Origin of the sequence: Nocardia neocaledoniensis (assembly GCF_003182135.1) — a bacterium.
Taxonomy (GTDB): Bacteria; Actinomycetota; Actinomycetes; order Mycobacteriales; family Mycobacteriaceae; genus Nocardia; species Nocardia neocaledoniensis.
Genome location: NZ_QGTL01000002.1, coordinates 233,981 through 247,893 on the forward strand (window position 1 = coordinate 233,981; position 13,913 = coordinate 247,893).

11 protein-coding genes are annotated in these 13,913 nt (G+C 63.9%); 4 read left to right on the forward strand and 7 right to left on the reverse strand.

Annotated elements, in window-relative coordinates; all coding sequences use genetic code 11:
* Positions 1-77: 77 nt before the first annotated feature.
* The gene (locus DFR69_RS05435) at positions 78-1,496 is read right to left on the reverse strand and encodes a glycosyltransferase family 39 protein (protein ID WP_110036333.1); all 1,419 of its coding nucleotides are present in this window, start codon (positions 1,494-1,496) and stop codon (positions 78-80) included.
* Positions 1,497-1,626: 130 nt separating this feature from the next.
* Between DFR69_RS05435 and DFR69_RS05440 the strand changes: the two genes are divergently transcribed.
* Both DFR69_RS05440 and DFR69_RS05445 read left to right on the forward strand, forming a co-directional pair.
* Positions 1,627-3,021 carry an acyl-CoA dehydrogenase family protein gene (locus DFR69_RS05440; protein WP_110036334.1) on the forward strand — a complete coding sequence of 465 codons (1,395 nt, stop codon included), beginning with the start codon at positions 1,627-1,629 and terminating at the stop codon, positions 3,019-3,021.
* 32 nt (positions 3,022-3,053) lie between these two features.
* Complete coding sequence (locus DFR69_RS05445) at positions 3,054-4,271, forward strand: acyl-CoA dehydrogenase family protein (protein ID WP_110036335.1); 1,218 nt, start codon at positions 3,054-3,056, stop codon at positions 4,269-4,271.
* Positions 4,272-4,364: 93 nt separating this feature from the next.
* Here the strand turns inward: DFR69_RS05445 and DFR69_RS35065 are convergent, their stop codons facing one another.
* The gene (locus DFR69_RS35065; protein ID WP_244198104.1) at positions 4,365-4,709 is read right to left on the reverse strand and encodes a tyrosine-type recombinase/integrase; all 345 of its coding nucleotides are present in this window, start codon (positions 4,707-4,709) and stop codon (positions 4,365-4,367) included.
* A 945-nt stretch (positions 4,710-5,654) separates the two neighbouring features.
* Here DFR69_RS35065 and DFR69_RS33835 point away from each other — a divergent pair.
* Complete coding sequence (locus DFR69_RS33835; RefSeq protein ID WP_146229199.1) at positions 5,655-6,599, forward strand: HEPN domain-containing protein; 945 nt, start codon at positions 5,655-5,657, stop codon at positions 6,597-6,599.
* 388 nt (positions 6,600-6,987) lie between these two features.
* Here the strand turns inward: DFR69_RS33835 and DFR69_RS33840 are convergent, their stop codons facing one another.
* The 5 genes from DFR69_RS33840 to DFR69_RS05465 form a co-directional block, all read right to left on the reverse strand.
* The gene (locus tag DFR69_RS33840) at positions 6,988-7,890 is read right to left on the reverse strand and encodes a hypothetical protein (RefSeq protein ID WP_146229200.1); all 903 of its coding nucleotides are present in this window, start codon (positions 7,888-7,890) and stop codon (positions 6,988-6,990) included.
* A 560-nt stretch (positions 7,891-8,450) separates the two neighbouring features.
* Positions 8,451-9,491 carry a hypothetical protein gene (locus DFR69_RS33845; protein ID WP_146229201.1) on the reverse strand — a complete coding sequence of 347 codons (1,041 nt, stop codon included), beginning with the start codon at positions 9,489-9,491 and terminating at the stop codon, positions 8,451-8,453.
* Positions 9,492-9,539: 48 nt separating this feature from the next.
* Positions 9,540-9,854, reverse strand: a complete 315-nt coding sequence (locus DFR69_RS05455; protein ID WP_110036337.1) for an HNH endonuclease signature motif containing protein — start codon at positions 9,852-9,854, stop codon at positions 9,540-9,542.
* 1,164 nt (positions 9,855-11,018) lie between these two features.
* The gene (locus DFR69_RS05460; protein ID WP_208643913.1) at positions 11,019-11,414 is read right to left on the reverse strand and encodes a hypothetical protein; all 396 of its coding nucleotides are present in this window, start codon (positions 11,412-11,414) and stop codon (positions 11,019-11,021) included.
* Between the two features lie 371 nt (positions 11,415-11,785).
* Positions 11,786-12,748, reverse strand: coding sequence for a DUF5996 family protein (locus DFR69_RS05465; protein ID WP_110036338.1), 963 nt, complete (start codon positions 12,746-12,748; stop codon positions 11,786-11,788).
* A gap of 178 nt (positions 12,749-12,926) precedes the next feature.
* Between DFR69_RS05465 and DFR69_RS05470 the strand changes: the two genes are divergently transcribed.
* Positions 12,927-13,913 (forward strand): AurF N-oxygenase family protein, encoded by a 987-nt coding sequence (locus tag DFR69_RS05470; RefSeq protein WP_110036339.1) that lies wholly within the window; start codon positions 12,927-12,929, stop codon positions 13,911-13,913.

A 13,913-nucleotide genomic window follows, 5' to 3' on the forward strand; every position in this document is an offset into this window, starting at 1 on the left:
GTGATCACCACGCCGTGGTGGCGTGCGCTTCTCGGCCGATGCTTACCTGAGAGCGTGGTGATCACGTGTCCGACAGGTCATCCCAGGGCGCGGAGGGTCGGCCAGAGGGTGGACCAGGGGGCGCGGGGGCGGCAGAGGGTCAGGGGGGCGCCCTGTTCGTCGTTGTCGAGGTCCAGGCCGTTGTCCAGGACGCCGACGGGTTCGACCGCGGCGCAGAACTCGGCGAGTCGGTTTTGGTCGATGCCGACGGTCAGGACCGTGGTCGCGGAGTCAGGAGGCGGGCCCCACCACCAATAGGCGTTGTGACCTGAAAACGGCGTCGGCAGGCCGTAATCGGGGCCGTAGCGTTCGATCGCGCCCGCTTCGCCGTAGTTCGCGGTGAGTATCTCCGCGCCCGGTGGGCGGGCCGCCGCCACCTGGGCGACGACCTCGGGCCAGCCGATGGTCTCGCCCGCGTCGTAGTTCACCGCGAGCACCGGCGAGTCGGGCAAGTCCGAGACCGGGAGTATCGGCAGGAAGAGCACCGCCGACATCGCGGCGTTCAGCGCGATCACCGAACCTACTGCCGCCCAGAGCTTTCGTTTGTCGCCGAGGATCGACGCGAGGCCCACCGACCCGGCGGCGAGGAGCACCGGGTACATGCCGCCGAGGTAGTACGCCTTGCCGCCGGCGAGCAGGAAGAGGACGAAGAGCGCGCCGTAGGTCAGCACGAACGCGCGGTAGGCCGAGTGCCACAGGCGCCATGCTCCGTAGATCCACAGGGGCACGAGCAGCGGGCCGAAGAGCCCGAACTGCAGGAGTACGAACATGATCGGGGAATCCGAGGTCCCCGAGGAGCCGCCGGCGATCGCGCGGCTCAGCTCCCATTGGGGCCACCCGTGCCCGGCCTGCCACCACAGGTACGGCAGCACGAGGAGCGCGGCGAGGCCGACAGCGAGCGGAAAGTACCTGTTGGCGAATAGTTTTCGACGACCGATGAGGAGCAGCCCGAGCGCCAGCGCCGCGACCGGGACGATCAGAAGGGCCTTGTTCAACAGGCCGATTCCCACGACGATGCCGATCAACAGCCACCACCGCGGGTCCGGCGCCGGACGCAGCAGCTTCAGGACGAGAAGACAGATCAGCGACCACGCGGCCAGATCGAAGATCGTCGTCCCGAACAGGTGCCCGGCGCCCTGCACCACCGCCGCGCTCGCCACGGCCCCCGCGGCCAGTGCTCGCGCGCCGCGACCGCCACCCAGTTCCCCGGCCATGAGACCCGCGCAGACGACCACCAGCGTGGCGGCGGCGAGAGCGGGTAGACGCAGGACCCAGAGCGAATCCGGATCAACGGCCGCCATCAGACGCGCCAGCGCGGGTGTCAGCGGCGGTTGGTCGGGATAGCCCCAATCCAGGCGGCGACCTGCGGCCAGGAAGTACATCTCGTCCCGGTGGTACCCATAGCGCGAGGATGTGACCAGCAGAACTACGGCGAAAACCGACGCGATCACGGTCACTCGTCCAGACTGACACGGATTCGCGGATTTCGCTGGCGTCGACGAGCTTCTTACTCCAGAGTAAGATAGTCTTACCGAGGAGTAAGATAGCTGGGGTCACAAGCGCCCCGACAGCCGAGGAAATCAGGTGATGATGAGCACTCGAGACAGCGCGACGAAGCGACGTCCGAACGACACGTCCGCGGTCGGCCTCAGCCAGCCCAAGCGGGACTGGATGGGCGCCGCGATGCGCGCTTTGACGACCATTACCGGGTCGGAGCTCGCCGAGAAGTACAACCTGCGCAAGCCCATCGATCGCGTCGCCTACGAGGGCACCAAGACCGGTTTCCGGACGCTGGGCGCGGCCACCCGTTCCTTCGCCAAGGTCACCGGCGGCGGCCAGCCCAAGCGGCTGCCCTACAACGAGGCCAAGACCAAGGACTACTTCGACCTCACCCCGTCCGACGAGCAGCAGATGATCGTCGAGACCGTGAAGGACTTCGCCGGCGAGATCCTGCGCCCGGCCGCCTACGACGCCGACAACGCGGCGAAGGCGCCGCGCGACCTGCTCGAGCGCGCCGCCGAACTCGGCATCACCCTGATCAACGTGCCCGAGGAACTGGAAGGCGCGGCGAGCGAGCGTGGCGCCGTCACCAATTCCCTGGTCGCCGAGGCCCTTTCGCACGGTGACATGGGTCTGGCGCTGCCGATCCTCGCGCCGAGCGGCGTGGCCGTCGCGCTGTCGCAGTGGGGCTCCGACGCCCAGCAGCAGACCTACCTGCCCGCCTTCACCGGCGAGAACGTGCCGCAGGCCTCCGTCGTGATCGCCGAGCCGCGCGCGCTGTTCGATCCGTTCGCCCTGCAGACCAAGGCCACCCGCTCCCCCAGCGGCTTCCGCCTCAACGGCGTGAAGAGCCTGGTCCCGGCCGCCGCCGATGCCGAGCTGTTCGTCGTGGCCGCCGAACTCGACGGGCGCCCCGCGCTGTTCATCGTCGAGTCCGACACCGCGGGCCTGTCGGTGGAGGCCGACCCGAGCATGGGTCTGCGCGCCGCGGGTCTGGGCCGGCTGATCCTGGACAACGTGGCCGTGCCCGCCGAGGCTGTCCTCGGTGACGGTGACGCCAAGGCCCGCGCCGAGGAGTACGCCGACGCCGTGCAGCTCGCGCGGCTGGGCTGGGCGTCGCTGGCGATCGGTACCGGCCAGGCCGTGCTCGACTACGTGATCCCGTACGTGAACGAGCGCGAGGCGTTCGGCGAGCCCATCTCGCACCGCCAGGCGGTCGCGTTCATGGTGGCCAACATGGCGATCGAGCTCGACGGCCTGCGCCTCGTGACGCTGCGGGGTGCGTCGCGCGCCGAACAGGGTCTGTCGTTCGCTCGCGAGGCGGCGCTGGCCCGCAAGCTGGCCACCGACAAGGGCATGCAGATCGGCCTGGACGGCGTGCAGCTGCTCGGCGGTCACGGCTTCACCAAGGAACACCCGGTCGAGCGCTGGTACCGGGACCTTCGAGCCGTCGGCGTCGCCGAGGGCGTGGTGCTGGTCTAGTCGCGTCCGTCTTCGATTCCCAGGAGAATTCCATGATCAACCTCGAACTCCCCAAGAAGCTGAAGGCGAGCGCGAACCAGGCCCACCAGGTCGCCGCGCAGATCTTCCGCCCCATCTCCCGCAAGTACGACCTCGCCGAGCACGAGTACCCGGTCGAGCTCGACACCATGGCCGCCATGGTGGAGGGCCTCGCCGACTCCGGCACCCAGAAGATCGGCGGCGCCGCGGGCGGTCGCGGTGACGACGCGGGCACCACCGACATCGTCGCCAATGCCAACGGCGGCAACATGTCCGCGCTGCTCAACGCGCTCGAGACCTCATGGGGCGATGTCGGCCTGATGCTGACGATCCCCTACCAGGGCCTGGGCAACGCCGCGATCGCCGCGGTCGCCACCGACGAGCAGCTGGAGCGGTTCGGCAAGGTGTGGGCCTCGATGGCCATCACCGAGCCCTCGTTCGGTTCCGACTCCGCCGCCGTCACCACCACCGCCGTGCTCGACGGCGACGAGTGGGTGCTCAACGGCGAGAAGATCTTCGTCACCGCGGGCGAGCGCTCCACCCACATCGTGGTGTGGGCGACGGTCGACAAGAGCCTGGGCCGCGCGGCGATCAAGTCGTTCGTCGTGCCGCGCGACGCTCCAGGTCTGTCGGTGGCGCGGCTCGAGCACAAGCTCGGCATCAAGGCCTCCGACACCGCCGTGCTGCTGCTGCAGGACTGCCGGATTCCCGCCGACAACATCCTCGGCTCGCCGGAAGTCAACGTGGAGAAGGGTTTCGCGGGGGTCATGCAGACCTTCGACAACACCCGCCCGATGGTCGCCGCGATGGCCGTCGGTGTCGCGCGCGCCGCGCTCGAGGAGCTGCGCACCATCCTCACCGACGCCGGTGTCGAGATCTCCTACGACACCCCCGCGATGAACCAGCACGCCGCGGCCGCCGAATTCCTGCGCCTGGAAGCCGATTACGAGGCCGCCTACCTGCTGTCGCTGCGCGCGGCGTGGATGGCCGACAACAAGAAGCCGAACTCGCTCGAGGCCTCGATGTCCAAGGCCAAGGCGGGCCGCACCGGCACCGACGTGACTCTCAAGTCCGTCGAACTGGCGGGCACCCTCGGCTACTCCCAGCGCCTGCTCCTGGAGAAGTGGGGCCGCGACTCGAAGATCCTCGACATCTTCGAGGGCACCCAGCAGATCCAGCAGCTGATCGTTGCTCGCCGCGTCCTCGGAAAGACCAGCGCCGAGCTCAAGTGAGCTGGTAGACAACAGAAATCCGGTGCGAGTCGACGTGATGACTCGCACCGGATTCTTGTTTCCCTGGCCCGGCCGATTCGGGTGCATGGCCTCTCAGGCCGCTTCCAGGCCGTTGACGGGAGGAAGCTCCCAGATGTGGGCCGACTCGTTGACGGCCTGGCGGGCGCGTTCGTGGCTGGACGGGAGTAGGTGTGTGTACACGCGGAGGGTGAACCCCGGATCCTCGTGGCCGAGGTAGTCGGCGAGCTCCTTGACCGAGACGCCACGAGAGAGAAGCTTCGAGGCATAGAGGTGCCGAAGGCCCGAGTGCATCCCGTCTGCCCGATTCACGTATTCGAGATCCGCTTTGGCGAATGCCGGCTTCCACACGATCTTGCTGAACAGGTCGCCGCACATCGCCTCTCCCCTGCTGTTAGTGGTCAGCAGAGGCACAGCCACCGGATCGCCATCAGCAGCGCCCCACGGCAACGTCACCGTGGACGCGGGGAAACACTTCAAGTGGTCGTCGATCGCATCAAGGGGGCGGCTGGCGCCGCCCAGCGCTGCCGCCGCGCGGCACCGCGCAGCACGGCCAGGCCTCCGCTGCGCTCCGGCCCGCCGTGGCCCGTTGGGCGCGTCGGCACCGCTTCGGCGACGTGGCAGAACGCCCCCTTCACCTATCTGGCCGCGTCAGGCTCCGACCGAGCAGTGCTGGGCACGACGTCGGCCGTCCCCGGCTGTCTCTCCCGCGACCTGGCAACGAATCGGCCGGCATCGTGCCGGTCGACCGGCTGTGGTCCCGGTCCAAGCGGCGAACAAGCGAAGTCGCTCGGCACGTTGCGTGGTGGGCCGAAGCCCCCGCGGGCGGGTCAGGGTGCCTCTGCCACGTCGGCCGGATTGGTCGTCGAGGTACCAGGCGCTGGGGACGTCGAAGCGAGGGCGGGGCTCGCCCGTGGGGGCTTCGGCCCCTTCACCCTTCCGGGCACCGACAACGACGTCGGACAGTGGATCGCCAACGACGCCGATCCCAGCCCGGACCCCGGCGCACTGACTCGCCGGAACCCCTGCCGCCCGCGTGGACACCTTCCCCACGCGGGATGGCAGGGCACCAACCCGGTTGCCGAACAGAATCCGCGGTGAGTCGGTGGTATCGCGACCGGTGGCCGCGTGGCCCTGGTCTGGGTTGGCCTGCATTGTGTTCCCGCGCCCCTCACACCTCAAAGGCACCCTTGGCGTCAGCTGCGCTGATGGCGTTCGCCACCCTTGACCTGTGAGCCTCTGCGCATGACAGGCAGGCCCTATGGGGCGGGCGGTGAGCCAGCCCCGGTGTGTGCACCCCAGCCCCAGCGCAGGGCCAAAAGTTCCGGCTGACTTGCAGTCTCACGCTCGTGAAAGTATCTGTGCGTGACTCAGTTCAACTTTCGGAACACGATATTGCTTGCGCCCGGCGAGTCCCTGACAACGGATGGTCCACGGCTCGTGCTGTACTCCCAGTCAGGGACAGAGGTGATCATTCGTCCAATCGACGAGTCTAAACCGTTCAAAGATGCCACGCACCTCCTGATCCAAGGCGGGCCCTATGCTACGGAGAACGAGGCCATACGCGCAGGTAAGAGTTGGCGGCGTCAGCTACTCATGGCGTGCTCGGATCGCTCGATCGGCATCGATATCGGCGATGAGGCTGAACTTCGCCCCCTCCGAATCCCGCTCAGTCAACGAGAATTCTCACCAGACGATATCGTGATCCTCAAGCAGCGGCATGGCTTGCAGGTCTATCCAGTTCCGGCCGACGACGCGACCTTTGGGTTTTCCGCGTTCACCGCTGATCTCGCAGTCGGCCGATCGTCTGAGGGGTTGCTAACCGCGATTCGCGAGGTAGGTCCAAGAGCATCCCAGATGTCGGCACGTCAAACGCTGGCGCTGAGTCTCCTGCATGCATCAAGGTTCGCTGAAAACCCAGAGACGAAGTACGTACTGCTGGTTACAGCGGTGGAAGCGCTGATCAAACGGGCAGACCAGTCGAAAGTCGTCCGTGAACTGCTCACTTCTTTTCAGGATGCTGTTCGCGACAGCGACCTCAGTGACGAGGAGCGTACAGAGGTTGTTGGCCATCTCAGTCGGGGGAAAGTGGAGACCATCGGCGCAGCCGGTCGTAGGCTGGCGGCCAAACTGGGTGACAACATATACGGTGGTGTCGACCCATCGACCTACTTTGGAAACGTCTATAAGATTCGAAGCAATATTGTCCACGGCAATATGAGCCGTCCAGATCATGAGCAGCTCAGGAGCGAGTACGGAGAGCTGCACCGGTTCGTCGTTGAGCTCCTCCACAAGATTATCGTCTCGTAGCCTCGGGCAATGTGCCCTGGACGGTAAAGCGCCGACCGTGCACGTGCTGCGTCCGGTGCCACGCATGTGTCACAAGTAGCCCATACGGCGTCGGACGCAGTGGAACCCCTACGGAAGTATTTCGCAACTTCACGTAGGGTACGGGCGTCGGCAGGCTGGCGGCGCACATCGGGTATTCGACTTGAAAGTGAGCCGACCTGCGCGGAGAGGCTGCCGAACGAGTTCGGCGGTCTCGTCGGGTTCCTGCGGCGGAACTCGGGCTGTGTAACGTGAGCGGGATTGCGCGGTGGGTCTGCATCGAGTCCAAGGACGAGCGATCGATGCTCCTGCGACCTTGGAGCATCACAACCTTTCTGGTAGGCGTCGCTGTTGCAAACCATCCGAACGTTCAAACAGTGCCGCGCCGCGCCGCCTCAAGGACGTTGTGCGCGAATGCTGAGTACTGAAATTGAAATGACGATCCAGGATTGACTACCTTGCCGGTTGATAGGGCTCTTGCGCCAATCTCATCTGCGAACAAGGCGTCGAAATCGGAAAGCACCTTGACGGCTTTATCAGCTTCCGGATGAATTATTCGCACAACCATTTTATCTGTCTCGAATAGCAATGGCATTGTCTTTGTGACGAGCTCTACTACGCTTGGATCATCCGGCATGGCGGCAAGCTGGATTCGGTACTTTTCGCCAATTTCAGTATTCAGTTCAAGCATCGACTTCAGGTCAACCAGAGGGTCTGTCCACCCCTTCGCTTCACCGCCTACTTCTTTGGAGCCAGCGTTGATTTTGATGACATCCAATGCATAGTGGACCATGGTATTCCTCAAGTGGTACAGGAGTCGGTATTCTGGGCATCTCTCAAACAGCCTATTGAAGTATTTCTGCATCTTCTTATGTTGCGGACTTCCTTCGCCGAACTTCAAGATTACCTGCTTATAGTTGTGCTCCTGATGGAAATGGAGCGATGAGCATAGTGCCAACACTGCCGTTCTCATGCGAAGGCCCAGTTTTACTATCAGATCGGGCTCATCCACGGTGGACGAAGCCCCCTCCATGTCGCCGACATCGTCCTGTATCGTGTGTAAGAATTTCCTCAGAGTTTCTCTCACGTACGCAAAAACGCTCACATTGAGTATCTCGTCGAGTGCGCGGTATGCGGAAAATATTTCGTCTGCTTCAGCGATTGTTAACTCGCGAATGATCTTATAGGAAAATGATCCCTCGTGCCTGTTGGTAGGTTGAATGAGAAGTGCGGCATAAAATGGAACAAGATCTTTAATGCCGGACTCGGCCACCGAAGCCTCCTGGGTTCAGTAGATGGAGATGACAAGATGCGAGCGTAGACCACTGAGACTAGCTAGACCGAGTGTGGCAACAACGATTGAACATGTACGGGCGACACCTCCGGTTCGCCAGGTAGTTGGCGGGACCGCAGCGGGACCAGAACGGGAACACACGCTACGAACGATCCCGAACAACCCCCATGTCCGTGCCGATCGGAGCACCGCCGAAAGTTGCTTCTGACCAGGCGTTTCGCCCGCCGGCTGGACTGGGGTTCAAGTGGGCCAGCCGTCCCGTCATCCGTCCACCCGGGGTATCGCGACGGTGGTCGGCCGCGAGCCCCAGCCCGGCCACGACCAAAACTGTCACGCCGGTGCCACAACTCGCCCGTACGGCCCCAGACATGGCGGGACCCCCACGGAAGCATTCCAGCACTTCATGTAGGGGTACGGACGTCAGCACACGCCCCAAGGCCGAACGGCAGTCGACTTGAAAGCGAGTGTCGTGCGTGAGACCGGGGTTGATTTCTCCATACTTCAAGGTGAGGTGCGTAGTGCCACGACCATCAGGATGCCTAGTCCAGCTTCTCGAACGACGGTTTAGCTGCAATTACCGGTGTGCGAGCCGCGTTGAGATGCAGCCAAGATGGGGCATCGACCGAAACAAGTCTGTTTTCAACACCGACCAAATCCTGTTGCGCAGCCGCATTCAGCGCATCTTCGATCTCCAGCACTGTGGCGTTCTTGAATTTCTCAAGCTGCGCCTGCAATCGCTGACCCATAGGTGTGGGCTTAAGAAAATACGGCCCGCGTTCGTGTTTTCCGAGGGTGAAAATCGCTTCAGCGACGCTTGCGTAGGCGTCGTTGAATATTCCCATGAAGCCATTCGGATCCGGAAGTGTAACCTGCCAAAGTTGGTGTGCATGACTATATCGCACACCAGCCGACAAGTCTTTACTCTCCGGGACGATCGCCAAGCGTAGCCCCGGCCCGCCTTCGAGTTGGCGATGATTGCTCTTGATTGTAGCCGCGAGGTGACGGTGCCGAGACTCATCTGAAATAAATAGATCAGTCTTCCAAACCTTGGTTATCCGCTCCCCAAGGAAAGGCTCAGCTATAACTCCTTGCGCGGCATGTCTAATCCAAGGGCCATCGAACAAGTAAGGCCGCCCTCGTCCGTCCGGTAATAGAACTGCTTCCGAGTCGGCGTTTTCAACAATTGCATCCATAAATCCCAGATATTTTGCGCGCTCATACCCGAAAAGTAGCGAGGTGGGCTTGTCCATAGATCTGAAGCGCTTTGAAGCACGCCCCATCGCGTCAGCGATCGGTTCAAGGACGGTCGGCTCCTCGCCCAGAACTGCTTCGTGCACGGCCCACTCAAATCCGTCGCCTCGCATGCCTTTGTCGCGATCTAGCCGTGACAGCTTAGCCAACTGTCGCAGGGTCACGTCTTTGCGATCACGGTTAAGATCTTCGAGGTCTTCCTTGGTGAGCTGGTCCAGCTGTGCCCTGATGATCGAGCGGGCCACCGCATACATCGCGCGACCACGTTCATCGACGGGCTGCTTCTGGGCAAGGAAGGTCACGTTCCCCTCGGATGGTTTTTTCAGCACCGGGCGAGTCTAGTTGCGCCCTGGGCTATCCAAGTGGGGTCTGCCGCATCACCAGGCATCCGTGGCGGAGTGGTAGTGGTCGCTGAGGGCCGGAATGTACGGTCCCTCGTCGATTACGAGGCCGCGGAGCTTCTGATAGTCCGGGTACCCGTCGAGTGAAGGCGCCAGCGTCACTGAGCGAGTTGTGGGCTCGATGGCCATCAGTCCGGCATCGAACAATTGATGGTGGTCAGTTCGCAGGAGAAGGCCCTCGTCCAGATCGTGTGTCTCGTGCTCGGTGAAGCCCCGCAGGTGGGCTGCCTGCAGCACGGCGGCGAGATAGGGTCCGGTGATTGCGCATCGCAGTCCGTACCGTTCCAACAAGCCTCTGCGGAACTGCCCTGCCCTTTGCGAACTTGTACCAACGCTTGCCGCCGGCCACCCTTCGGTGGCGTTGAGCGAGGCGGTGGGGTCTTAGGCAGCGGCACCGCGAGTCCGTCTAGAAGCTTGCTCAGACCCTGCGGATCGCACCGTCGTACCGCATTTTGCTGCGCGCCGTCCAGGAGCGACTCGATCGCACTGAACGACAGTGCGCCGTCCAACGCTTGCCACTGTGCACTGTGGCTACGTAACGTGTAACGGGGAGTTCCAGCCGAAGGGGTTCGGGGAACTCGTGGCGACACCCCTTGTGGCGGCAGAGGTACTTCGGCGTCCTGGTCGTCCGCGGCACCTGTCCGGTCTTTTGCACATCGGGCACACATACCGAACCTTGATGCCCGGGTCGGAGTCGATCCGGTCGATGCACGAAACACCGTGGACCGAGGTGGAATCACGAAGGACCACCATGTCCCCGACACTGACCTGGGGGTGATTGGCAACACCGCTGTCGTAGACGTAGGTCGATCCGAGCTCATCCGGATAGCCGTCGTTGCTCTCCCAGCTTCGACAGTAGCGCCCAGGTCTTCACTTCGTCCCCCTCGCGGTGCTGGCGATTCCACTTGGACCGCCATAGCTCAGACTACGAATCCGGTCTGACATCTCAGCCGCGGACGCCCACCTCGGACTTTTCGCGGGACCGGAACGGGACACACACTACGACGATGTCGAACAACCCCGATGTCAGTGCCGATCGGCGAACCACCGAAAGATGCTTCTGGCCCCGTGATTTCATCCACCGGCTGGACCGAAGGTCAAGTGGGCCAGCCGTCCCGTCATCCGTCCCCCCGGGCCGTCCACAGGCCGTCGCGCACCAAAAGTACCCAGAAGTGCCGAGAACTCCCGAGAGGTGTATCGGCAGCTCATAGGCTGTTTTTGGCAGCTTTCGCCAGCATGGGCGAAACCGGCCGCAAGATCCTCGATATCTTCGAAGATACCCAGCAGATCCAGCAGCTGATCGTGGCTCGCCGCGTCCTCGGAAAGACCAGCGCCGAGCTGAAGTGAGCTGGTAGACAAGGAAATCCGGTGCGAGTCGACATGATGACTCGCACCGGATTCTTGTTTCCCGTCTAGTGCGCTGCGCATCGGTGCGTACGATTCCTGACTTCGACGTCATCGAGACCCTGGAACGGCGGCGGCGATGGCTGCGTCAAGGCCCCGGACAGCATTGTCGTACTGCTCGCGGTCGAACAGAAAGGGGCCGAAAGCGGCGCAGTCACGAGGGGCGCGATACGGCTGTTCGAAGTGGTCCCACACGACAAGGTCGCCGGTCGAGGTTATGCGCGCCGACAGCGGCCAGCAGCCGAAATCCCCACAGCTGCAAGCGAGTACGGGAGTTCTCTGTCCCGTGGTGAGGGGCGAGGAGCCGTGAAAATGTTCCATCGCCGACTCGAACGGGACATACAGTGGGACGAGGCCACCGTAACGGCCGCCCACAGGCTCCATACCGACGCTGGTTTCGAAGGTGTCGATGAGATCGGTCAGCGGGATGGTATCGATGCTGGGCATGATTTGGGGGACGTCGAGAGGTCCGGGCGGTCCGGGCCGATATTCGAATCCAATCACGCTGATCGCTGTCCATCGGTTGCGCGGCGAGCGCTTCCGATCTCGGGTGATCGACCCAGTACCCCCACGACAGCGCCCACCGGGGGCCTGGGGCCTGCGGGGGATCACCGACCGAGGCGCACGGCGCCCTTCTCAGTGGAAAGAATCACCGCGTCAACGTATCCAGCGCCCGCCCGTTCCGCAACGGTGAACGTACGGTCGGTGACGGCACCGGTGCGAGGACTTCGTCTTCGACATCATCGCTGGGCTGACCGGCATCACCTGGGGCCGCATCGCGACGGCGACCTACCGGGTTGGAACACCTGAGGGCGGGATCACATCGCGGTGGTGTCGTCGTGGTGGATGCGGCGGTCGAGGCGGTGGGGGTTGATGTCGAGGAGTTTGCGGTCCCAGGAGGCGAGGTCGGCGGCTGCGGCGTAGGTGGCGTCGAGGAAGTGGAGCAGGGTGGCGTCGGGGTCGGAGCTCTCGCGGACCACCTCGTAGGGCAGGACGAATTCGCCCAGGGTGGCGTCCCATTCGGCGCCGACGGGGCCGGCGGGCTGGGACGAGTAGCCCTCGGGGGCCGGGTAGGAGTAGGCGTAGAAGGTGCCTTCGGTGCCGCCGGGCCAGAACCCGGCGCTGGCGCACTCGCGGGAGTAGGCCTCCTCCATGACCCAGTCGGCGCAGTTGGGGGCGCCGCCGGGGTGGGTCGGCGCGGTGCGGCCGGAGAAGCGGGTGCAGGCGAGGTCGAGCGAGCCCCAGAAGACGTGCACCGGACTGGTCTTCCCGGCGAATCCGGCGCGCCACAGCTGGAAGACCCGTTCGATCTGGACGAGTTGCTGCCAGAAGAGTTCGACGGCGCCCGCGTCGTACGAATGGTGGGTGGTGTCCTCGGCGAAGGGGATCGCGGGGTCCACCTCGTTGGGTGAGGCCTCGATGTCGATCACGATCGCGAGACGCCCGAGCACGTGGCCGAGCTCGGCGTAGAAGTCGGCGACCGTGCGCGGGCGCAGGGCGACGGTGGCGTGGCGACCGTCGCTGGTGCGCAGGACGAGTTCGTGGTCGTGGAAATCGAATTCGATGTCGAGCAGCCGCCCGTCGACGGGGATCGCACCGGTCGACAACCCCCGCGCGTTGACCGCGAAGGTGACGTTCCACCAGTGGTTGACCAGCGGCGTGCCCTCCATCTTCAGCTTGCCGATGATCTGCGTCCACATGTGCAGTGTGTCGCGGGTATCGGCCCAGGAGTCGACGCGCAGGCTGGGCCAGACGGCCTTCGCGGGGGTCAGCTGTGCCATCGCAATCCTCGTTTCCTAGACAGACTGGTCAACCGTCCGAACCGATTCGCGCTGCCTCATCGTACGTCGGCGCAGGTAGACCGCGCAGCAGCCGGAAATTCGGCGCCACCCAGTTGTGTGGGACCGCGAGTCTCATATAACGTGAGACCTGCGCCACCCCACGAAGGAGACATCGCCGATGCTGTCGACCACGACGAAGAACACCGCCACCGATCCCGAGTACCACGAGATCCTGCGCAATCTGTCCGACGGTTCGGTGAACCGGCATTTCGATCCCTATGTCGACATCGATTGGGATTCGCCGGAGTTCGCCGTGCACAGCGACGATCCGCGCTGGATCATGCCGGAGGAGGACCCGCTGGGCCGCCACCCCTGGTACAAGGCCCAGCCGGTGGAGCGCCGGATCGCGATGGGGATGTGGCGTCAGGCCGGGATCGCGAAGGTGGGCCTGGATTTCGAGCAGCTGCTGATCCGCGGGTTGATGCAGTATCTGGTCTCGGTGCCCAACGGTGATCCGGAGTTCCGGTACGTCACCCACGAGGCGGCCGAAGAGTGCAACCACACGATGATGTTCCAGGAGATGATCAACCGCATCGGCTATCGCGATGTGGTGGGCATGGGCAGCATCGATCGCAAGCTGACGATGGCCATCTGGCCCGCGGTGAAGTACTTCCCCGAGCTGTTCTTCACGATGATCCTCGGTGGTGAGGAGCCGATCGATCACCTGCAGAAGTCGCTGCTGCGCGCCGGTGTCGATCTGCATCCGATGGTGCAGCGGGTGATGCAGATCCATGTGGCCGAGGAGGCCAGGCACATCTCCTTCGCCCACGAATACCTGCGCCGCAACGTCCCCGGCATGAACCCGATCGCGAAATCGGTGCTGTCGGTGGCCTTCCCGGTCGCGATGCGGGTGATGCTGGACATGATCATGACGCCGCCGAAGGAGTTCGTGGAGAAGTTCGACATCCCGGCCGAGGTGATGCGGGAGGCGTACTGGGGCGGCGCGGAATCGCAGACCACCATGCGCAACATCTTCGGCGACGTGCGCGCGCTGGCCACCAACAGCGGCCTGATGAACCCGGTCGCCAAGCTGACCTGGCGCCTGCTCGGCATCGACGGCCCGGTGACCAGGTACCGCAGCGAACCGGCCCGCAAGGCCGCCTGA